The organism is Rhodovulum sp. P5 (assembly GCF_002079305.1).
GTDB lineage: Bacteria > Pseudomonadota > Alphaproteobacteria > Rhodobacterales > Rhodobacteraceae > Rhodovulum.
In genome coordinates, this window is record NZ_CP015039.1 from 3,276,801 (window position 1) to 3,298,269 (window position 21,469).

20 protein-coding genes are annotated in these 21,469 nt (G+C 63.3%); 9 read left to right on the forward strand and 11 right to left on the reverse strand.

Annotated elements, in window-relative coordinates; all coding sequences use genetic code 11:
• The first annotated feature begins 1 nt into the window (after window position 1).
• The gene (locus RGUI_RS15620) at window positions 2-2,155 is read left to right on the forward strand and encodes a tetratricopeptide repeat-containing sulfotransferase family protein (RefSeq protein WP_081534652.1); all 2,154 of its coding nucleotides are present in this window, start codon (window positions 2-4) and stop codon (window positions 2,153-2,155) included.
• Window positions 2,156-2,165: 10 nt separating this feature from the next.
• Window positions 2,166-2,819 carry a YggS family pyridoxal phosphate-dependent enzyme gene (locus tag RGUI_RS15625; RefSeq protein WP_081534654.1) on the forward strand — a complete coding sequence of 218 codons (654 nt, stop codon included), beginning with the start codon at window positions 2,166-2,168 and terminating at the stop codon, window positions 2,817-2,819.
• Between the two features lie 71 nt (window positions 2,820-2,890).
• Here RGUI_RS15625 and RGUI_RS15630 read toward each other — a convergent pair whose 3' ends face one another.
• From RGUI_RS15630 to RGUI_RS15640, 3 genes are all read right to left on the reverse strand, one after another.
• Window positions 2,891-4,231 (reverse strand): globin-coupled sensor protein, encoded by a 1,341-nt coding sequence (locus RGUI_RS15630; protein WP_081534656.1) that lies wholly within the window; start codon window positions 4,229-4,231, stop codon window positions 2,891-2,893.
• 160 nt (window positions 4,232-4,391) lie between these two features.
• A complete protein-coding gene (gene infC, locus RGUI_RS15635; RefSeq protein WP_081534658.1) occupies window positions 4,392-4,937 on the reverse strand; it encodes a translation initiation factor IF-3 in 546 nt (181 codons plus the stop codon).
• Between the two features lie 214 nt (window positions 4,938-5,151).
• A complete protein-coding gene (locus tag RGUI_RS15640; protein ID WP_081534660.1) occupies window positions 5,152-5,976 on the reverse strand; it encodes a ferredoxin--NADP reductase in 825 nt (274 codons plus the stop codon).
• 572 nt (window positions 5,977-6,548) lie between these two features.
• On the opposite strand from RGUI_RS15640, the gene RGUI_RS15645 reads away from it, so the two are divergent.
• The 5 genes from RGUI_RS15645 to RGUI_RS15665 all read left to right on the forward strand — a co-directional run bounded on the left by RGUI_RS15645 (window position 6,549) and on the right by RGUI_RS15665 (window position 10,988).
• On the forward strand, window positions 6,549-7,133 hold the full coding sequence (locus RGUI_RS15645) for a Crp/Fnr family transcriptional regulator (protein WP_172841166.1): 585 nt from the start codon (window positions 6,549-6,551) through the stop codon (window positions 7,131-7,133).
• Between the two features lie 157 nt (window positions 7,134-7,290).
• The gene (locus tag RGUI_RS15650) at window positions 7,291-8,292 is read left to right on the forward strand and encodes a TRAP transporter substrate-binding protein (RefSeq protein ID WP_081534664.1); all 1,002 of its coding nucleotides are present in this window, start codon (window positions 7,291-7,293) and stop codon (window positions 8,290-8,292) included.
• Window positions 8,293-8,375: 83 nt separating this feature from the next.
• Window positions 8,376-9,071, forward strand: a complete 696-nt coding sequence (locus RGUI_RS15655; protein ID WP_081536124.1) for a TRAP transporter small permease — start codon at window positions 8,376-8,378, stop codon at window positions 9,069-9,071.
• A gap of 3 nt (window positions 9,072-9,074) precedes the next feature.
• Window positions 9,075-10,469, forward strand: a complete 1,395-nt coding sequence (locus tag RGUI_RS15660) for a TRAP transporter large permease (RefSeq protein ID WP_081534666.1) — start codon at window positions 9,075-9,077, stop codon at window positions 10,467-10,469.
• 150 nt (window positions 10,470-10,619) lie between these two features.
• Complete coding sequence (locus RGUI_RS15665) at window positions 10,620-10,988, forward strand: DUF1428 domain-containing protein (protein WP_081534668.1); 369 nt, start codon at window positions 10,620-10,622, stop codon at window positions 10,986-10,988.
• A gap of 89 nt (window positions 10,989-11,077) precedes the next feature.
• On the opposite strand, the gene tpiA is transcribed toward RGUI_RS15665, so the two are convergent.
• The 4 genes from tpiA to RGUI_RS15685 all read right to left on the reverse strand — a co-directional run bounded on the left by tpiA (window position 11,078) and on the right by RGUI_RS15685 (window position 14,086).
• Window positions 11,078-11,827 carry a triose-phosphate isomerase gene (tpiA, locus tag RGUI_RS15670; RefSeq protein WP_081534670.1) on the reverse strand — a complete coding sequence of 250 codons (750 nt, stop codon included), beginning with the start codon at window positions 11,825-11,827 and terminating at the stop codon, window positions 11,078-11,080.
• 86 nt (window positions 11,828-11,913) lie between these two features.
• Window positions 11,914-12,282 (reverse strand): iron-sulfur cluster assembly accessory protein, encoded by a 369-nt coding sequence (locus RGUI_RS15675; RefSeq protein ID WP_081534672.1) that lies wholly within the window; start codon window positions 12,280-12,282, stop codon window positions 11,914-11,916.
• 153 nt (window positions 12,283-12,435) lie between these two features.
• Window positions 12,436-13,641 carry a glycerophosphodiester phosphodiesterase family protein gene (locus RGUI_RS15680; protein WP_081534674.1) on the reverse strand — a complete coding sequence of 402 codons (1,206 nt, stop codon included), beginning with the start codon at window positions 13,639-13,641 and terminating at the stop codon, window positions 12,436-12,438.
• A gap of 82 nt (window positions 13,642-13,723) precedes the next feature.
• On the reverse strand, window positions 13,724-14,086 hold the full coding sequence (locus RGUI_RS15685) for an SUF system Fe-S cluster assembly protein (RefSeq protein ID WP_081534676.1): 363 nt from the start codon (window positions 14,084-14,086) through the stop codon (window positions 13,724-13,726).
• Window positions 14,087-14,245: 159 nt separating this feature from the next.
• On the opposite strand from RGUI_RS15685, the gene RGUI_RS15690 reads away from it, so the two are divergent.
• Entirely contained in the window at window positions 14,246-14,692 is a 447-nt protein-coding gene (locus RGUI_RS15690; RefSeq protein ID WP_081534678.1) for a hypothetical protein, read from the forward strand.
• 17 nt (window positions 14,693-14,709) lie between these two features.
• On the opposite strand, the gene argE is transcribed toward RGUI_RS15690, so the two are convergent.
• Entirely contained in the window at window positions 14,710-15,873 is a 1,164-nt protein-coding gene (gene argE / locus RGUI_RS15695; protein ID WP_081534680.1) for an acetylornithine deacetylase, read from the reverse strand.
• Window positions 15,873-17,087 carry a M24 family metallopeptidase gene (locus RGUI_RS15700; RefSeq protein ID WP_081534682.1) on the reverse strand — a complete coding sequence of 405 codons (1,215 nt, stop codon included), beginning with the start codon at window positions 17,085-17,087 and terminating at the stop codon, window positions 15,873-15,875. Before RGUI_RS15700 ends, argE begins: the two co-directional genes overlap by 1 nt.
• A 307-nt stretch (window positions 17,088-17,394) precedes the next feature.
• Between RGUI_RS15700 and RGUI_RS15705 the strand changes: the two genes are divergently transcribed.
• A complete protein-coding gene (locus tag RGUI_RS15705) occupies window positions 17,395-18,765 on the forward strand; it encodes an aspartate aminotransferase family protein (protein ID WP_081534684.1) in 1,371 nt (456 codons plus the stop codon).
• A gap of 134 nt (window positions 18,766-18,899) precedes the next feature.
• Here RGUI_RS15705 and RGUI_RS15710 read toward each other — a convergent pair whose 3' ends face one another.
• Both RGUI_RS15710 and RGUI_RS15715 read right to left on the reverse strand, forming a co-directional pair.
• Window positions 18,900-19,292 (reverse strand): hypothetical protein, encoded by a 393-nt coding sequence (locus tag RGUI_RS15710; RefSeq protein ID WP_081534686.1) that lies wholly within the window; start codon window positions 19,290-19,292, stop codon window positions 18,900-18,902.
• Window positions 19,293-19,508: 216 nt separating this feature from the next.
• Complete coding sequence (locus tag RGUI_RS15715) at window positions 19,509-21,353, reverse strand: extracellular solute-binding protein (protein ID WP_081534688.1); 1,845 nt, start codon at window positions 21,351-21,353, stop codon at window positions 19,509-19,511.
• Window positions 21,354-21,469: the final 116 nt, after the last annotated feature.

The window sequence follows — 21,469 nt, forward strand, 5'->3', positions numbered from 1 at the left end:
CATGCCGCCTGTCGACCCCGCACAGCTTAACCGCCTTTACCAGAATGCCCTCCGCCGCCAGTCGGCCGGGGATCTTGACGGTGCGGCCGAGCTTTTGACCCAAATCCTTGCGGCCCGCCCCCGGCAGGCCGAGGCGCTGTTCCAGATGGGGCGCATCGCGATGGCCCGGGGGGCGCCCAAGACCGCCGCCCGGAATTTCGCCAAGGCGGCCGAGGTCAAACCGGCGGAACCCGCGATCTGGACGGCCTATGCCGAGGCCGTGGCCGCCATTAACGACAAGGCGAAGGCCAAAGCGTTCATCAAGAAAGCCAAGGCCGCGCGGCTCGCCCCCCGGCTGCTGGCAACGCTACAGGATATTCTGGCGGGTGCGCGCAAGGCGCCGGTCTCCCCCCTTGGCTCCGCCGGGCCGGAACATGTGCAGGCCTTGCTGGCCCTTGCCAATTCCGGAAAGCCGGAGGCAGCGGAAACGCGGGCGGCCGAATTGCGCAAGGCGCATCCGGACTCCGCGATACTGGCCGATATCCACGGCAATCTTCTGGCCCGGTTGAACAGGCCCGACGCCGCGCGCGAGGCATTCGAGACCGCGCTTCGACTGGCACCGGATTTCGTCGAGGCGCGGGTGAATTTCGGCCGGTTTCTGGTGGATGCGGGCGATCTGGCCGCGGGCGTTTCGCATCTGGAGGCGGCCGTCCAAATGGCGCCGAAGCACGGCCCGTCCCTCTTGGCGCTTGGCACAGCGCTTGCGCGTCTGGGCGACACGGAAGGGGCCATCGCTATCCTGACCCGCGCCGCCGCGGCCTTGCCGAAAGCGCCAGAGCCGCAGGTCAGGTTGGGCGAGGCGCTTTTGGCCGCCAAGGATTTCGGCGCCGCAGCTGTCGCGTTCCGCAAGGCGATCGATCTTGGCGACCGGCGCCCCCGGGTTCACGAAGACCTTGCCCGGGCGCTCGACGGCTCGGGCCAGCCCGAGGCCGCGCTGGCCGCCCATGACGTGGCCGTGGCCGCAGACCCGTCCCGGGCAGAGGGGCACGGGCGGCGCGCGATCCAGTTGCAGACGCTGGGACGATTCGACGAGGCGGAGGCCGCCTTTCGCCGTGCCATCGAACTGGACCCGCATAACGGCGAAGCCTACCGGATGCTGGTCAAGGGGCGCAAACTGAAGGACGGCGATCCGCTGATCGCCGAGATGGAGGCGCTTGCCGCCCGTCCCGACCTGACCGACCACAGCCGGATGAACCTTGCCTTCGCCCTTGCCAAGGCGATGGAGGATACCGGCCGAACGGACCGCATCTTCCCGTTTCTGCATGAAGCGAACGCGCTGATGCGCAAGCTCTACCCCTTCGATATCGCCGAGCGACGGGCAGAGATCGACCGGGTGAAGGCCGCCTTCGACGGGGTCGACTATACCCGCTCCGTTCCGGGGACGACCGACTATGCCCCGATCTTCGTCACCGGGATGCCCCGGTCGGGCACCACATTGGTGGAACAGATCATCGCCAGCCATTCCCGCGTCACAGGCGGGGGTGAGTTGGGCTTCGTCGCGCCCACGGGCCTGAGGATGCTGGATGACGGGGCGGGGGGGCTTCGCGCCCTGTCGGATATGGCCGACAAGGACATCGCCGGTTTCGGCCGCAAGGTCGAGGCGCATTTCCGGATGCGCCTGCCCGGATCGGATCTGGTCACCGACAAGTCGATCCAGACCTATACGGTGGCCGGTCTCGTGCGGCTGGCTTTGCCGAAGGCCCGCATCGTCGTCGTGCATCGCGACCCGCGCGATATCGGGCTGTCGATCTACAAGAACGTCTTCGCCGAAGGCACGCATCGCTATGCCTACAACCTGCGCGACCTTGGGCAGTATTATCGCCTGTATCTGGAATTGATCGATTTCTGGCGGGCGCGTCTGCCCGACGGGTTCTACGAAATCGCCTATGAAGACCTCATCGCCGAGCCCGAGGCGCAATCGCGCGCCCTGATCGCGGCCTGCGGTCTGGAGTGGGAGGATGCCTGCCTCGATTTCCACAAGACCGAACGGCGGGTTTCCACGCTCAGCCTGCATCAGGTGCGCCAGCCGCTGTATGCAACCTCGATGAAGGGGTGGGAACGGCATCGCGACGATCTGTCGGACCTGATCGAGGCCCTGGGCGACGTGATCGATTGAGAGGTGAGGGATGGGACTTCAGGACATCAAGGACCGGGTGACGAAGGCCGAGGCAGAGGCCGGGCGCGCGCCGGGATCGGTGACACTGATCGCGGTGTCGAAGGTGCAGCCGCTGGAGCGGGTCGAGGCCGTGTTGGACGCGGGGCAGCGCATCTTTGGCGAGAACAAGGTGCAGGAGGCCGCGGGCAAATGGCCCGATTTCATGGAGCGTTATTCCGGTGTGGAATTGCACCTGATCGGCCCGCTGCAAAGCAACAAGACCCGGGCGGCGGTAGAGTTGTTCGATGCGATCCACTCGGTCGACCGGCTGAAACTGGCGCGTCGGATCGCTGACCATGCGCAGGAACTGGGCCGGTCGCCTGATATCTTCATTCAGGTCAATACCGGGGAGGAGCCGCAAAAGGCGGGCATCCTGCCGACCGAAACCGATGCGTTCGTGGCCGAGTGCCGCGCGCTGGACCTGCCGGTGCGGGGCCTGATGTGCATTCCGCCGGTGGACGAGACGCCAAGCCTGCATTTCGCCCTGCTGGCCAAGATCGCGGCCCGCAACGGGCTGGAGGGGCTGTCGATGGGGATGAGTGGGGATTTCGAACAGGCCATCGCCCTTGGCGCCACCCATGTTCGCGTGGGCAGCGCGATCTTCGGGGAACGGGATTACGGCTGAGGGGCGCGGGCCGATGGCCGCACCGCCGCCAAGGGTACCGCCGCGCTGGTTCGCGGCGGCGGTTCGGTCCGTCAGGCGGCCGTCATCGAACTCAGGAAGTTCCGGACCCGCTCCGACAGCGAAACGGCCTCGCCCGAGACGGTCGTGACAGCCTCTTTCAGCGTGTAGGACGTATCGCCAGAGCGGTCGACGCGGGCGCTGACATCGTGGATCATCTGCGCCATCTCGTTGGTGCTGGTTGCGGTCGCCTCCGCATGCTGGGAGATTTGCTGGGCGGCGTGCCGCTGTTCTTCCACGGCGACGCGGATGCTTTCAGAGAAGCTCTGGACCCGCCCGACGCTGTCACCGATGCCCGAGATACGCGACGCGATTTCATCGGTTTCGCTCTGGATGCGCTGGATGCGCTCGGTGATCGATCCGGTGGCTTCGGTGATCCGTCCGGCCAGCGCCTTGACCTCATAGGCGACGACGGCAAAGCCTTTGCCGGCCTCGCCTGCGCGCGATGCCTCGACCGTCGCGTTGACCGCAAGCAGGTTGGTCTGCTTGGCGATTTCCGAGATCAGGTTTACCACTTCGCCGATTTCCTCGGCCGCCGATTGCAGGGCTTCGGCCTGCGATGAGGAGGTGACGGCGGTTTCCGATGCACTGGACGCGGCCGTCGCGGCATTGTTGACGTCATTCGTGATCTGCGAGATCGAGGCCGAGAGTTGCTCGATCGCCGAGGCCACAGATTGCGCGCTGGTCGCGATCTGGGAGGCGCTGTCGGAAAGTGACCCAGCGCCCTGACGGGCATGGCCGATTTCGGTTGTCATGCCGCCGGCCGCTTCGCCGAGTTGGCGCATGGACGAGCCGAGAATTTCAACGAAGTTGCCGACATCATCCTGAAAACGCTTGCCCAGTTCCTCTTGCCGTTCGGCATAGGCGTCGGACTGCGCCTCGTGGAAGGCCGTCACCGCGATTTCAGTATCGAGCATCAGGACACGCGACAGCGCGTCGATCAGCTTGGTCGGATCCTTGCTGCCGAAGACCCCGAAGCGCGGCTGGCATTTCTTCAGGACGATCCCCTGCAGACGGAGGCTGACCCGGGAATAGGAGGCGACGTAGTGGCTGATCGGCAGGCCGATCTTGAAATGCACCTTCCCGACCCGCTCGGCACTCGCGAAATAGTCCTGGGTAAAGTCGTCCATGAACATTCGCGTCCAGTGCTCTTTCTGCTTCTTCTTGGCGTGGTCGCGCAAACCCTCTTTCGTGAAATACCCCGCCCAGTCCGGCGTGTTGGAGACCGTGTCGTAGAAGTCGGCGAGAACTTCGTCGAGATGGGGGACGACCATCTGGCCAACCTCACGGACCATTGCCCGCGTATCGCCCTTCAATTCATAGGCCCAAAGACGGGCTGGTTTGCGCTTCTTCATGGTAGGGCTCGCTCTCCGGCTTGCGGCACTCGGTTCCGAGCCGCACTATCACCAGAGAGTTCTTTCGCTGACGTTACCGGGAAAGAAGCTGTTTAGAACTTTAAATGAAAAGGCCGCCCGAACGGACGGCCCTGCGGTGCCAAGGGGGGGGCACCCCACTTCAGGATTTCAGGGGACCGATCATCATGATCATCTGTCGGCCTTCCATCTTCGGCATGTTCTCGACCTTGCCGATCTCCTTGACGTCCTCGGCGACCCGTTCCAGCAGGTCACGGCCAAGATTCTGGTGCGCCATCTCGCGGCCGCGGAATCGCAGCGTGACCTTCACCTTGTCGCCGTTTTCCAGAAACCGCACGACGTTGCGCATCTTGACATCATAGTCGTGGGTGTCGGTGTTCGGGCGGAACTTGACCTCCTTGACCTCGATGATCTTCTGTTTCTTGCGCGCCTCGGCCTCGCGTTTCTGCGTCTCGTACTTGAACTTGCCGAAGTCCATGATCTTGCAGACGGGCGGTGTGGCGTTGGGGGAAATCTCGACAAGGTCAAGCCCGGCCTGCTGGGCCAGTTCAAGGGCCCGGGCGGGTTTCACGACGCCGACATTTTCACCTTCTGCGCCGATCAGGCGGATCTCAGGGGCGCGAATGCGGTCGTTGACGCGGGGTCCGGTTTCGCGCGTGGGGGGCGCGTTGTGCGGTCTGCGAGCTATGGTGCCATTCCTTTTGTGGCTTCGATTGGGTGGTGCATAAACTACCGTTCGAAATCGCGCGTTTCAAGGCGGATTCGCTGGGGTTTTGGACCTGCGGCCCCGTGTTCTGCCGTCAGGCAACCGGGCGCCACGACCGATAGGGCAGGGGCGTAAACGAAAGATGCCCCGCCGGCGGTGGGCCAGACGGGGCACCCGTGATCGTTTTCGGGACGGTTCAGCCGACGAAGGCCTTCTCGACCACGTATTCGGCGGGCTCGGAATTGGCGCCCTCGCGCAGGCCCCAGCCTTCCATGATCGCCATCACGTCCTTGTTGAAGTCCAGCGAGCCGCAGACCATCGCGCGGTCGATCGCCGGGTCCATCTGCGTGCCGTCCAGCCCCAGATCGGCAAAGACCTTGCCCGAGGCGAGGTTGTCGGTCACCCGGCCCATCCACTTGGATTCTTCACGGGTGGTGGTGGGGTAGTATTTCAGCTTGTCGCCGACGAATTCCCCGATCAGCGGATCCTCGGGCAGGCTTTCGACCAGTTGCCGGCCGAATTCCAGTTCCGCCACCTCGCGGCAGGTGTGCATCATGATGACTTCGTCATACCGCTCATAGGTGTCGGGGTCGCGCATCAGGCTGGCGAAGGGGGCGATGCCGGTGCCGGTGGCGAGGAACCACAGACGCTTGCCGGGCAGAAGCGCGTCAAGGACAAGCGTGCCAACGGGCTTGGGTCGCAGGATGATCTCGTCGCCTTCCTTGATGTGCTGCAGGCGGGAGGTCAGCGGGCCGTCCTGCACCTTGATCGAGTAGAAATCCAGCCCCTCGTCCCAGGACGGCGAGGCGATGGAATAGGCGCGCATGATCGGTTTGCCGTCGTCGCCGGGCAGGCCAATCATCACGAACTCTCCCGAACGGAAGCGCAGCGTCTGCGGGCGCGTCGTGCGGAAATAGAACAGACGGTCGGTGTAGTGGCGTACCTCGGTCACGGTCTGTGCGTCGGGCAGGGCCTTCTTTTTCTTGGTCTCGGTGTCGGTCACGGCAGTCTGCTGGTTCATGCTGTCCTCATGCAGCGGGACGGTCGCCCCGCTCCTTTCCTTCTAGGTATCCTCCTCGGGCGGGGAAACCCCCTGTGGCGCATAGTCTGTGGATGCGTCCTGCACAACCCGTCCGCCGGTGTTTCCCCGATTGCGACGTCTTGAGCCATGACTCAGATCAAGGCTGATTGTCGCAGGCTCGTGTCGGCGGGTCTTAGGAAAAACTTAACGGTTCGATGTCCTAACGTGTTGGACCTTGCTTAATTCCATTGGAAAGGGTCTGCATTACAGCCATCATGGGAAAGGGGATACCCGCAAAAATCCCGTTAAACGTGTGTTTTTTGAGGTGATCCAAAATGTCAGCGGGGACATATTTACACAACGCACTGTAATTTCGAGTGCAATTCGTGAGTGAGTCTCAGGCTAAACCTTACAAAGACGTAATGAGGACATGAATTCAGATGGATTTGGAAACCGCGAAACAAAGTTTGTGCCAGCGGGGGTGGCTTAGCCGCGTCCCGAAAGATTTTTCAAAACGACTGCTTGAGAATGCAAGGCTGCGCCGTGTCGAACCGGAAGAGGCCCTGTGCCACATGGCCGATCCGTCGGCCGACATGTTCGGCTGCGCAGACGGGCTCGTCTCCGTGTTCCTCGATGCGGGTCCGTCGGCGGCGCGCCTCGCCTTCGTTGCCCATCCGGGGTACTGGGGCGGGACGATCGGCACGGCCGATGGCGTGCCGCGGCGCGCCAGTCTGTTTGCGCGCACGCCGGTCACGACCCTGTCTGTGTCCCTGTCCCATGTCGAGGCCATGGCCCGCGAAGATGGTGACACATGGCGCTATGTCTGCATGAATGCGGCCAGTCACTTCGACAACCTCGCGCTCTTACTTCTTGCGAATGTACACCAGAATAATGACGTCCGTGTGATGATCACGCTGCGCCGCCTTTACGATTTCAATGACGGAGAGCGGAACTTCCCAGTCAGCCAGTCCGAGATTGCGGAAATGGCGGGCCTGTCGCGGAACTCGGTGAACCGTTCGATCGGGCGGCTGGTGGCACAAGGCCTGATCGAGGCCGGGTATGGCTGGCTGCGGATTACCGACCCCGACGGGATCAAAGCAGCGCTCAACCGGGCGCATCTGCCGTTCTGGACATCGAAGGACGCCAAACAGGCCTGATCGCGACGGACCTGTCCATTTGGTTACATCTTCTTACCGGTTGCCGGTTTTGCTTGAGGCCCGGGCCATCTTGGGCAATAGTCCCAAGTCACGCGTCCCCTGGGGAGTGGGCGCGTGTGTTGCGTTGGGACAACTGGTTAACCGGGAGGCAACCATAATGAAATTTCTGACTGCGGCCGCCGCCGCCGCGGCGCTGACCTTTTCGGCCGGCGCCGGCCTTGCACAATGTGACGATGGCGAAATCGTCATCAAGTTCAGCCATGTGACCAATACCGACCGTCATCCCAAGGGGATCGCGGCGACTCTTCTGGCCGAGCGGGTCAACACCGAGATGAACGGCACCGCCTGCATGGAGGTCTATCCGAACTCCACGCTCTACAACGACGACCAGGTGTTGGAGGCGATGCTGAACGGCGATGTGCACATGGCCGCGCCGTCGCTCTCGAAATTCGAAAAGTATACGAAGCAGTTTCGCATCTTCGACCTGCCGTTCATGTTCAAGAACGTCGACGCGGTGAACGCCTTCCAGGCCTCTGACATCGGTCAGGCGATGAAGGAATCGATGGCCCGCCGCGGTCTGCTGGGCCTTGCCTTCTGGCACAACGGCATGAAGCAGTTCTCGGCCAACAAGCCGTTGGTGATGCCCGAAGACGCCGCCGGCCTGAAATTCCGGGTTCAGACCTCTGACGTTCTGGTCGCGCAGATGGAGGCGCTGAAGGCCAGCCCGCAGCCGATGGCCTTTTCCGAGGTCTACGGCGCGCTGCAAACCGGCGTTGTCGATGGGCAGGAGAACACCTGGTCGAACATCTACGGCCAGAAGTTCTTCGAGGTGCAGGACGGCACCACCGAGACCAATCACGGCATCCTCGACTATCTCGTCGTGACCTCGGTCGAGTGGTGGGACGGGCTTGACCCGGCGGTCCGCGATCAACTCGCAACGCTTATCGCCGAAGTGACCGAAACCCGGAACGCGGAATCCGAGGCGGTCAACCAGGAGGCCAAGCAGGCGATCATCGCGGCCGGCGGCGTGGTGCGCCAGTTGACGCCCGAACAGCGCGAGGCCTGGGTCGAGGCGATGAAGCCGGTCTGGACCAAGTTCGAGGGCGATGTCGGCACCGACAACATCGCCGCCGCGCAAGAGATCAACGCGCAGCACTGATGCGCGTCTGACAGGATCGGGGGCGGCCCGCTATCAGGGCCGCCCTCTTGGGGGATTTTTCGAACAACTGGGGGCCACCGAAGATGAGCGCATCTTACCGGCCGAAAACCGTGCTCGGGCGTCTTGTGCACGCCTTCGAGGAGACGGTGATCGCGACGCTTCTTGGGCTGATGGTGCTGGTCACCTTCGTCAATGTGGTGCTGCGCTACGGATTCAACACCGGGCTGATCTGGGGGCTGGAGGTCACGCTGGCCTTGTTTGCATGGCTGGTGCTGTTCGGCATCGCCTATGGGTTCAAGATCACCATGCATCTGGGCGTGGATGCGCTGTTGAACACGGTCACATCGCGCGCCCGTCGGGTGTTGTCCCTGATCGCGCTGGCCATCTGTATCGCCTATGCGGCCCTGTTGATGAAGGGCGCCTATGACTACTGGGCGCCGTTTGCGAACCTTGCCCCCACCACGGGCCGGTGGTTCCCTACCGGCTTTGAAGAGATGAAACCGTGGGACTATCGCGGTTATGTGCCGACAGAACGCGTGCCGATGCCGGAAATCCTGCGCGGCCCCATCGAATTTCTGTTCCTCCCCGAAGGCGAGGACCCGTATGAAAAGCTGCCCGTGGCGGTGCCTTACACGATGATCCCGGTGGCCGTCGCACTGATGCTTTATCGCCTGATCCAGGTTGGCATCCGGATCGTGACGGGCCGCCAGCAGGGCCTGATCGTCAGCCATGAGGCCGAAGACGCGGTCGCCGAAACTGCTGCAGAACAGGGGCACTGAACCATGGATGTCGCACTGCTTTTCGCCATGGTCGTCGGCTTCCTGCTGATCGGCGTGCCCATCGCGGTATCGCTTGGCATGGCGTCGATGCTGTTCCTGCTGGCCTTCTCCGATGCCTCGCTCGCTTCCATTGCGCAGTCGATGTATCAGGCGATGGCAGGGCACTATACACTTCTGGCCATCCCGTTCTTCATCCTTGCGTCTTCGTTCATGTCCACCGGTGGCGTGGCACGGCGGATCATCCGTTTCTCCATTGCCTGTGTGGGGCATCTGCGCGGCGGGCTGGCGATTGCGGGCGTCTTCGCCTGCATGATGTTTGCCGCACTGTCGGGGTCGTCACCCGCAACCGTTGTGGCCATCGGCTCCATCGTCATCGCGGCGATGCGGAAGGTGGGATATACGCGGGACTTCGCGGCGGGTGTAATCTGTAACGCGGGCACCCTTGGCATCCTGATCCCGCCCTCCATCGTGATGGTCGTCTATGCGTCTGCCACGGATGTCTCTGTCGGGCGGATGTTCCTTGCCGGTGTCATCCCGGGCCTTGTCGCCGGTCTGATGCTGATGGCTGCGATCTATATCATGGCCCATATCCGCAACATGCCCAAGGGTGAGTGGCAGGGCTGGGGGGAGGTCGCGGCGTCGTTCCGCGAAGCCTTCTGGGGCCTGATGCTGATCGTCATCATCATGGGCGGCATCTACGGCATTCCCGGCGTCACCGGGGCCATATTCACCCCGACCGAGGCCGCGGCGGTCTCCTCGGTCTATGCGTTCCTGATTGCCGTCTTCGTCTATCGGGACATGGGGCCCTTGGCCGCTCGCGATGGTGGCGCGCCGAAGACGCTGCTGCAGCGGCCCTGGGCGCTGGTGACTGGGTTCGTGCACCGCGATACGCAGCGCACGCTTCTGGATGCGGCGAAGCTGACCATCATGCTGATGTTCATCATCGCCAACGCGCTGATCCTGAAGCATGTCCTGACCGACGAGCAGATACCGCAGAAGATCGCCGGCGCGATGCTGGAGGCCGGCTTCGGCAAGATCATGTTCCTGATCGTGGTGAACCTGATCCTGTTGATCGGCGGACAGTTCATGGAGCCTTCGGGCCTGATCGTGATCGTGGCGCCGCTGGTGTTCCCCATCGCCATCGAACTGGGGGTGGACCCGATCCATCTGGGCATCATCATGGTGGTGAACATGGAAATCGGGATGATCACGCCACCGGTGGGGCTGAACCTGTTCGTCACCTCGGGCGTGGCGGGGATGCCGATGATGCGGGTTGTGAAGGCCGCGCTGCCGTTTCTTGGCGTGCTGTTCGTCTTCCTGATCCTTGTAACCTATGTGCCGTGGCTATCGACATGGTTGCCCACCAGCCTGATGGGGCCAGAGATCATAACGAACTGACCCGGCGCAGCCGGTTCGCTCATCACCCCACAACAGATACGGGACGCGGCTGTCGCGCGTCCCTGTTCGCCCGAATCCTGCTACACTTCCCTTGGGAAAAGCGGCCCGTGGTGCGCTTGCGCCCGGGCCATCGCAGGGAGATCGACGATCGTGCCGTATGTTGACGGATTCGTGGCTGCTGTGCCGGATGAGCGGAAGGACGCCTATATCGCCTATGCCAAAGCGGTATGGCCATTGTTCCGGGAGTTTGGGGCCAGCGCCGCCTGGGAATGCTGGGGGGATGACGTGCCGGATGGAGAATTGACCTCATTCGCGCTGGCCGTGAAGGCGGAGCCGGGCGAGACGGTCGTATTCTCGTGGACGATCTGGCCGGACAAGGCGACACGCGACGCGGGATGGGGCCGGATGATGGAAGATCCGCGCATGGCAGAGCTGGGCGAGATGCCCTTTGACGGAAAGCGCATGATCTATGGCGGGTTCCAGCCGATCCTGCGTATGGGAGAGTCGTTGGCGGGCTGACAGCGCTTCGGCGCATCGTCTGCCCAAGACCGTTTGAGGGGCCTGCCGCCCCTCAAACGACGTAGATGCTACTTCGGTCCGTGTCGGCCTCAGGCCGCTTCCAGCGCCGCGATGATGGCGGAGAAATCGGCGGCCTTGAGCGAGGCACCCCCCACCAGCGCGCCATCGACATTGGACACCGCAAAGATCTCGGCGGCGTTGCCCGGTTTGACCGACCCACCGTAAAGCAGGCGGATCCGGTTGCCATCGTCGCCGAACCGTTTGGTCAGTTCCGCGCGCATGAAATCATGCACCTCGGCGATCTGGTCCAGCGTGGGCACCCGGCCGGTGCCGATGGCCCAGACCGGTTCGTAGGCGACGACCACGGTCTTGCCGTCGACGCCAGTATCGGGAAGGGAGCCTGCAAGCTGCGCCTCGATCACCGCCAGTGTCTGGCCCGCGTCGCGCTGGGCCTCTGTCTCGCCCACGCAAACCACGGCCACCAGTCCCTCGGCCAGTGCGGCCTCTGTCTTGGCGCGGACAACGGCGTCCGTCTCTGCATGGTCGGTGCGCCGCTCGGAATGGCCGAGGATGACATAGGTCGCGCCGGCATCCTTCAGCATCTCTGCCGAGATGTCGCCGGTATGGGCGCCCGAGGGTTTTGCGTGGCAATCCTGACCGCCAACCGCGACGGCGCTGTCCACGGCGGTGTGGAGCATGCGTTCGATCAGCGTGGCGGGCGGGCAGATCAGGATGTCGATATTCGAGGTCATGTAGTCCATCGACAACTGGACCACTTCTTCGAGCGACTTGCCCGTGCCGTTCATCTTCCAGTTTCCGGCCGCCAGCTTCTTGCGCATGTGTATTCCTCCCGGGAAGTTTGTTCGGCGGTCTTCCTAGGGCATTTCGGCACAGGGCGGAACGGCCTATTTGAGCGCAGGCAGGATCAGCCTTCGGTGGTCTCGTCGATGTCCTTGAACTTGATCGATTCGCCGCAACCGCAGGCATCCACCACGTTGGGGTTGCGGAACTTGAATGCCGATTCAAGCAACGAGGTCTCGTAATCGATCTGTGTCCCGAAAAGGAACATCTGCGCCATGGGCGCGATGGCGACCCGCGCGCCGTCCTGTTCCACCACCTCGTCCAGCGGATCGAGGTCGGCGACATAGTCCATCGTGTATTCCATCCCCGCACAGCCGCCTTTCTTGACGCCGATACGCAGGGCGGCCGCGTTTTGCTTGCCCATGAGCTTCGCGACCTGCGCCGCCGCGGCGGGGGTCAGTGTGACGGGCGGATTTCCGGGGGTGCCGAACATGGGTGTCTCCTCTTCTTGGAGAAAAGCTAGGGTCTCGGCGGGCGGCGCTCAAGGGCGAAATGTCGCAACGGGGGCTTGGCCGACGATTTGGGGACATCGAACAGGAAGAAGGGCAGCCCGGTCGGACTGCCCCCCTGATGTGGTCTGTCGGGATCAAAGGCCCATGCAGTTGGCGTAATAGGTCACGGTCGCCGGCCAGTCGGAGAACATGCCAACGATGCCGACATCCTGCGCCAGAACGTCGAGCAGTTCGAAATAGACACCGTCATTGTCGGTGACACCCTCGATCGACTGGAAGTACCAGCCGCCCCCGCTGGCCAGCGGGCCGGAGCGTTCCAGCGTCCATGTGATCATCTTCAGGCCGGCGGCCTTGGCTTGCTTGGCCAGTTCAGAGGGCACGATCTCGCCGTCTTCCTCGGTCACCAGCATCCACATCGGCGGAGCGATGTAGTTCACGCCCATGCCCTTGAGTTCTTCCATCGTGTTCGGCCATGTGGCCGGGTCCATGTGGTCGTAACCTTCGATGTCGTATTCATCCATCAGGTACACGGCCTGCGCGCCGAAGTCCGGCTCATTCTCGATCCAGTAGAGGATGTCGTCGAGGTTGAAGGACTGCGCGAAGACGTCAGAGGCCGGAACGCCAGCGGCCTTGTATTCGTCGATCATCTTCTGGGCGTAGTCCTGCTGGCTGAAGCCGTCGAAAGGCATCTCGACCGAGGGGGACTTGAGTTCCGGGGTGAATTTCACGCCCAGCGCCTTGAACAATTCGATCGAGTCCTTGTGAGTCATGATCGTGGCGTCGCCCGCGTAAAGCGTGGTCCGCCAGTCGGCGACGCCGCCCTGATAGGCCGCCGGCGTGGTCGCGGACTTGTCGGCGGCATCCATCTTCGGCGACAGCGACTGGAACTGCTCCAGCGTCAGTTCGGATGTCCTGCACTGGGCCTTTGCTCCGGTAGAGCCGCCGGCGGGCGTGAACGGGGTGACACAGGTATCGGCGAGGTCCGTCACCAGGATGTTGGTCGTTGTGGCCAGATCGTTCTGGGCGTGGCGGCAGACCAGTTCCTTGTCCTTGGTGAAGGTCACGTCGCATTCGACAATCCCTGCGCCCATTCGCGCCCCTGCGACATAGGATTCGCGCGTGTGTTCGGGGAACATCAGCGCCGCGCCGCGGTGGCCGATGGAAAAATCGCTGCGCTTCGGCGTCTGGCCAAGGCAGGCGGCCAGCTTTTGCTTCAGCGGGCCGTCTTCCATCCGGTCGACAAGGTAGGCCGGGCGTGGCCCGTACTCGATATCCGCGGCAAGGGCGGGCATCGCGGATGCCACCAGCAGGGCGGTTGCCGTCAGGCGGGGGAACGTCATCGAAGTCTCCGTTCTGGATCAGTTATCAGACGGAATCGATGTGACGTTGGTCTGTGACGGCCGCGCGACGTTCGCGTTACGCTTACATGAAGCCCAATTCGAGACGCGCCTCGTCGGACATCATGTCCATGCCCCAGGGCGGGTCCCACGTGATTTCGACATTGACGCGGTTGACCCCGGCCACGGGTTCGATCGCCTCGGCCAGCCAGCCGGGCATTTCGCCCGCCACGGGACAGCCGGGCGCGGTCAGCGTCATGATGATTGTCACCGCGTTCTCGTCATCGATGTCGATGGTGTAGATCAGGCCGAGATCGTAGATGTTCACAGGGATCTCGGGGTCGAAGACACTGCGGCATGCCTCCACGATCTGATCGTAAAGCGGATGGTCCGTCGAAGACGGCTTGATGAGGGGCGTGCCCTCCAGCTTTTCCTGCGGCTCGGACATGGTGACTCCTGCATTTCTTACAAAAGACATAAGGAATACATGTCGCGGCGTCCAGATCCGGTTTCATCACCGGCGGCTGGTTCGGGGGCCTTTCCACTGTTAAGCTGAAAAGAGCGGCACCGGTCCGCCGGGGCCGGGCCTTGCAGGGAGGACGTGCAGATGCGATCGGCTATCATCTGGGGCGCGGTTCTTGGCCTTGTGGCGGCGCCGGTGCTTGGCGGGGTTGTCGACGACCTTTTGTCCGAGGCGGACGAGATGTGTGCGTCCTACGAACGGGGCAACTTCTCGGAAGGGGACGCGGTGTCCCGGGTCGATCTGGATGGCGACGGAACGCTCGACACCGTGATCGACGAAAGCCGGTTTTCCTGTAGCTCGGCCCTGTCGATCTTTTGCGGCTCGGGCGGATGCACGCTTCATGTCGTGATCGGGGAGGAGGTCTGGTCCTTTCAGGCGGAAGACTGGCGCATGATCGAATGGGAGGGGCGTCCGATCCTGCTGATCGCGCGCGATGGCGGCTGGTGCGGCGGCGCGGGCGCGCAGGTCTGCTATGAGGCCGTGGTGTGGAGCCACGGCGACATGCTGACGGTGATGCCTCAACCGGAATAGGCCGCTGGTCGCGAACCTCAGTCGGTCAGCGCGGCGGCTAGCCCGTTCAGCATGTCGAGGCATTGGCCAAGTTGCTTGATCGCGATGTATTCGTCCGGTTTGTGGGCCTGCGCGATGGACCCGGGCCCGCACAGCACCGCCGAACAGCCGAGGGACTGGAACAACCCCGCCTCGGTCGAGAAGGGGGCCGTTTCCGCCGCCGTCCGGCCCGTCAGGTCGCCGATCAGGTCGCGCGCGGGGTTATCGGCCTGCGGCTCCAGCCCGGCAACCTCGCCGATCACATGTGTGACGATGCTGGCGTCGGGGTGGACGGCCCGCATGTCGGGCAAGAGGGTGTCGTCGACGAAACGCGCCATTTCATCCTTGACGAAGGACATGTCGGCGGCCTGCACCGGGCGCATTTCCCAGCACAGTTCCGCATGACCCGGGATGACGTTATGGGCATGTCCCGCCGCGATCCGGCCGATATTCACGGTGGTTTCCGGCGGGGTGAAGGGGCTGTCCGACGGTGCGCGGGCCTTCAGTGCCTCGGCCAGTTCCATCAGTCGCGCGGCATAGCGGATCGCCGCGCCGGCCGCGTTCACCCCGGCGGCGGGGGTCGACCCGTGCCCTTCCAGCCCGTGGAATTCGACCGTGTATTCGCAGCAGCCCTTGTGCGCCTCGACGATCCGCATTGCCGTAGGCTCGCCCACGATGGCGATGGCTGGGCGCAAGTCCCGCGCGGCGAGTTCCCGGATCAGCGCCTGCGCACCAAGGCATCCGACCTCTTCGTCATGGGTCAGCGCGATATGCAGCGGGCGGCGCAGGTTCAGCCCGGCATAGGTCGGGGCCATGGCAAGCACGCAGGCGACGAATCCTTTCATGTCGCAGGTGCCGCGCCCGAAAAGCCGCCCCTCGGCCTCATGCAATTCGAACGGATCGGTCGACCAGTCCTGTCCGGCCACCGGCACCACGTCGGTATGGCCCGAAAGAACGATCCCGCCATCGGTGTTGCGGGGCCCGAAGGTGGCAAACAGGTTCGCCTTGTGCCCGGTTTCGTCGTGAAACAGGTCGACCCGGGCGCCCAGTTCGCCCAGCATCGCGGCGACATGGACCACCAGTTCAAGGTTCGACTCCGACGACACCGTGGGAAAGGCCACCAGGTCAGCCAGGATCGCGCGGGTCTGTTCCAGCGTGGCCATCAAGGTTTCACGAACAGCTTGCGCGGGCGGTTGCAGAACGTGTGGGCCGGGCCATCCTCGCGGATCAGGATCGACTCGGTGATCTCCAACCCCCAGGTTTCCATCCACAGGCCCGGCATGAAATGGAAGGTCATGCCCGGCTCCAGCACCGTGTCATCCTCGGCGCGCAAGGAAATCGTCCGCTCACCCCAGTCCGGCGGATAGGACAACCCGATGGGATAGCCACAGCGCGCACCCCGTTCGATGCCCGCCCGTTCCAGCACCGCGTTTAACGCGTTGGCGATGTCGCGGGCCCGGTTGCCGGCCTTGGCGGCCCAAAGTCCCGCCTCGATCCCTTCGATCAGCGCGGCCTCGGCGCGGATCATGTAATCCGGTGGCGTCCCAAGGAACACCGTTCGGCAGAACGGCGCGTGGTAGCGCCGGTAACAGCCGGAGATCTCGAAAAACGTCGCCTCGCCCCCTTCAAACGTTCGCCCGTCCCATGTCAGGTGCGAGGCCGCGGCATCCGTGCCCGAGGGCAGCAGCGGCACGATGGCCGGGTAATCGCCCCAGTCCCCGTCCAGCCCGGTCAGCGCGTCGCGATAGATGTCGGCCACCAGTTCGTTCTTGGGAAGGCCCGGCTCGATCCGCTCCACCACCCCGTCGATGATCTTTTCCGAGATCTTCGCAGCCCGGCGCATGAAATCCAGCTCTTCGTCGGATTTCACCGTGCGCTGCCAGTTCACCAGGGCGGTCGCGTCGACAAGGTCCGCCTCTGGCAGGCTGTCGCGCAGGGTCACATAGGCCTTGGCGGAGAAATAGTAGTTCTCCATCTCAACGCCCACGCGCTTCGCCCCATAGCCCAGATCGCGGATGATGCCCGCCAGATGCTGCATCGGGTGTCGTTCGCTCGACTGCACATAGGCGTCGGAATAATGGGTGATGTGCACGCCGGCCATCCAGACCGTCCTGACCGCGCCATTGGCATCCATCTGGCGGCCCCACCACATCGGGTCGGCATCGTGGAACACCAGTACCCCCTGATGCACATAGAACGACCAGCCGTCATAGCCGGTCAGCCACGCCATGTTCGAGGGGTCCTCGACGAACAGGATGTCGATGCCTCGCTCCTCCATCGCGCGGCGCACAAGGCCCAGCCGCCGGTCGTATTCCGCCCGGCTGAAGGGGGCTCGGCCCTCGGTGGCATAGCCGAACTGGACGATTTGGTCGTTCATCGCACAAAAGCTCCTTCCCGTCCGGTCGGGGCCTTTCGGGGCCTTGGGACGGGTAACGGTCACAGGGTGTGGGGCGGGCACGCGCCACCCGATGTGACAAGAGGGCCAAAGCATCGTCAAGGGGCGGTGCGATGCCAACGGCCGGGATCCGGGCGGGACGCCTAACAGAAAGGCACGGGCACGGGGTGGAGACAGCGGCCCGCTTCCGGTAAGGCTGGGCCAAGCCGGGGAAGACCCCCCGCATCTGCCGCAACGCGCCGCTGAGGCCCGGACGTTTGGGCCCGGCGCAAGACGAAAGGACAGCCCGATGCTGAAGAACGACATGCTGGAACAGTGGGACCGTGAGAACTTTTTCCACCCCTCGACCCATCTGGGCCAATTCGCCCGCGGAGAGGCCCCCCAGCGCGTGGTCACCGGCGGGCAGGGCTGTTTCATCGAGGATCGGGAGGGTAACCGGTTCCTCGACGCCTTCGCGGGTCTTTACTGCGTGAATGTCGGTTACGGCCGGACCGAGATCGCCGAGGCCATCGCAGAGCAGGCGAAGGAACTTGCGTATTACCACGCCTATGTCGGCCACGGGACCGAAACCAATATCACGCTGGCGAAGATGGTGATGGACCGCGCGCCCGATCACATGTCCAAGGTCTATTTCGGGCTCAGCGGGTCGGACGCGAACGAGACCAACGTGAAACTGGTCTGGTACTACAACAACATCCTCGGCCGGCCGGAGAAGAAGAAGATCATCAGCCGTCGGCGCGGCTATCACGGTTCGGGCCTGATCACCGGCTCGCTGACCGGGCTGGCCGCCTTCCACAACAAGTTCGACCTGCCGCTTGACCCGGTCCTGCACACCGAGGCCGCGTATTACTACCGCCGCCCCGATCTGGATATGACGGAGGCCGATTTCGTGGCCTTCTGCGCCGCAGAGTTGCAGGCGCTGATCGAGCGGGAGGGCGCGGACACCATCGCCGCCTTCATCGGCGAACCGGTCATGGGCACCGGTGGCATCGTGCCCCCGCCCGCCGGCTATTGGGAGGCGATCACGCCGATCCTGGAGGCCAACGACATCCTGCTGATCGCCGATGAGGTCGTCACCGGCTTTGGCCGGCTGGGCACCATGTTCGGCTCCACCCATTACGGGCTGAAGCCTGACATCATCACCATCGCCAAGGGGCTGACCTCCGCCTATGCGCCACTGTCGGGCTCGATCATCTCCGACAAGGTGTGGAAGGTGCTGGAACAGGGCACCGACGAAAACGGCCCCCTGGGCCATGGCTGGACCTATTCGGCCCATCCCATCGGCGCCGCCGCGGGCGTGGCGAACCTGAAACTGATCGACGAGATGGGGCTGGTTCAGAACGCAGGCGAGGTCGGCGGGTATTTCACCGCGAAGATGGGTGAGGCCCTCTCCTCCCACCCCCATGTGGGCGAGGTTCGGGGCGAGGGGATGCTTTGCGCCGTGGAACTGGTGGAGGACAAGGCCTCCCGCACCTTCTACGACCCGCCGATGAAAACCGCGGGCGCCGTGGTGGCCGAAATGGCGAAAGAGGGCGTCATCTGCCGCGCCATGCCGCAAGGCGACATCCTCGGCTTCGCGCCCCCGCTGTGCCTGACACGGGAAGAGGCCGACCGGGTGGTGGATGTGACGGCGAAATCGGTGAAGGCGGTGCTGGGGTAGGGGCTATACGGCCGGCCGAAAACCTGCCAGAACCCCGAAGGTTTCGCCGCGGGGTTCTGGTGCGGTCAAGGCATTGAAATCCAGTCAGCCTTCGGGCGTGGCCAGAAACGGTCGTTTTGTAGTGGCATACACGATTATTGCATGTCGTCGGATACCCCAATCATCTGGTCAGTGACTTTTCCTAGGGCCTCGTCAAACGCTGGATGCATGTTCGCGAGCGTCGTAAGAGCCACAGCCATCATCGCGGGATCGTGTGGTTCGGTGATGGCAGCGGCCTCAGCTACCTTCATTGCGGTCTGATGTAGCGCGCAGTCTTCATCGAAAAATGCGTAGTTGAAGGTTATGACGCCGATCAGGCTGACTTTGTGATTTGCAATGCAAGATCCAGGTTCGACAGCGACATCTGATATTCGCGACCAGCCGCCAAAAATTGCTGAAAGAGGAATTGACAAGAGAATTACTGCTGTGAGCTGCTTTAGGGGGCCAAGCTGGATGAAACGAATCCAGATATTTGAAATCAAGTTCATTCAGCCTCCGCCACTTCGTTTCAGCTAGCTTTTCGATAATGCGAAGTTATTTCGCTCATGGGGATGAGGCAAGTGCAGGAATTCTCGACTGCAACTCTTCGTCGGATTCGGTGTGTCCTTGATCAAGGTCTGGATATTGCGCGCGGGTTGTGACCTCGGCAGAGACGACCGTTGTTGCCAACTTTCCGATGTCAGATGTCGTTTTCATGGCTCTCCTCATCGCAACGCCCCCGTCTCCCTCAACGCCTCATACTTCCCCTGATCCCACCACCAGTAATCCGTCCCCCTATCATAGGGCGGCTTGTTCGCCGGTTTCCCGAACACGTCCCAATAGGCGATCCAGTGCGACCCCTTGTACCAGTTCGGCACCCAGATGTGCTTGGCCCGCAGCACCCGGTCCAGCGCCTTCACGCGCACGCGCAACGTCTCCCTGTCCTCTGCGGCCAGCACCTTCTCGATCAGCGCATCCACCACCGGGTCGGCCAGCCCTGACAGGTTGTTGCTGCCCTTCGCGTCCGCACTTTCACTGCCGAAGAGCGTGCGCAGTTCGATGGAGGGGCTCATCGAAAGAACGTAGCGCGCCACCGTCACGTCATAGTCGAAGTCGTCCTGCCGCTGCTGCATCTGCGCGGCGTCGACCTGGGTGTATTTCGCCTCCACCCCCAGCCGGGACAGGTTGTCGATAAAGGGCAGCACGATCCGCTCGAAGGCCGGGCTGTCGGAGACGAATTCGACGGGCAGCGTCTCGCCCTCCGCATTCCGGCGCAGGCCCTTGGGGTCGACATGCCACCCCGCCGCGTCCAGCAGGGCCCCGGCCTGCCGCAGCACCGCCCGGTCGAGGTTGCGGTCGGGGCTTTGCACCTTGGGCACGAAGGCGGGTTCGGAAAACACCGCGTCCGGCAACTGGTCGCGAAATTCCTCCAGCACCGCCAGTTCCGCCCCCTTCGGCAGCCCCTCTGCCTGCATGTCGGAGTTTTCCCAGAAACTGTCGGTGCGTTCATAAAGCCCGTGAAACAGCCGCTGGTTCGACCATTCGAAGTTGAACATCATGCCGATGGCTTGCCGCACGCGCGGGTCGGCGAATTGCGGCCGCCGCAGGTTCAGCCAGAAGCCCTGCGCGCCGGATGGTCGGGCGTCCTCGATCTCCTCCCGCTTGATCCAGCCCTTTTCGAGGGCCGGGAAGTCGTAATTCGTCGCCCAAAGGGCAGACGTGAATTCCTCGTGGAACAGGTATCCGCCGGTCTTGAATGCCTCGAACGCGCCGGTGTTGTCGGCGTAGTATTCGTACCGATAGCAGTCGAAATTGTTCTTGCCGACATTCACCGCCAGATCGGCCCCCCAGTAATCGGGGTTGCGGCAATAGGTGATGGCGCGCCCGGCATCGACCTTTTCCACCACGTAAGGCCCCGACCCCAAGGGCGGTTCCAGTGTCGAGCGGTCGAATTCCCGCGTCGCGTAGAAATGCGCGGGGATAATTGGGATTAACCCGACATCGGCGATCAGGTCCCGCGTCGCCGCGCCGTCCGCGAAATCGACCCGCACCTGCCGCGGCGACAGGGCGGTCACGCTGGCGACGTCTTTCAGCCGGATGCGATATGTCGGCGATCCCTCCGCCTTCAGCGTCTCAAGTGTGAACATCACATCGGCGGCCGCCACCGGGGCGCCATCGGCAAAGCGCGCGCCCTCGCGCAGGGTGTAGATCACCCATGACCGGTCTTCGGGATAGGTCACGCTCTCTGCCAGCAGGCCATAGACGGCGTCGGGTTCGTCATAGGCCGGTTCCATGAGAGAGTCGTAGATATGGTCCAGCCCCTGCGCCGGCTCACCGGCCAGGATGAACGGGTTTAAGCTGTCGAAGGTGCGCGAGGCGCCGGTGCCGCGAAAACTCATCGTGCCGCCCTTCGGCGCGTCCGGGTTCACATAGTCGAACTGCGCAAAACCGGCGGGGTATTTCAGCGCCCCGAAGGCAGAGATGCCATGGCGCGTGACCGTGTCTTCGGCACCCGCCGCGGTGGCCCAAAGGCCGGTGATGAGCAGTGCGATTGTCAGACGTCGGGCCATGGCGGTCGTCTCCCTTGTGGCCCGAAGGAGGCTAGCACGCGCCGCGGAAATGCCAACAGGCACGGGCGCGTACGTAAATCCGGCCCTTCTTCTTGGTCGAAATACCCAAATCCCGA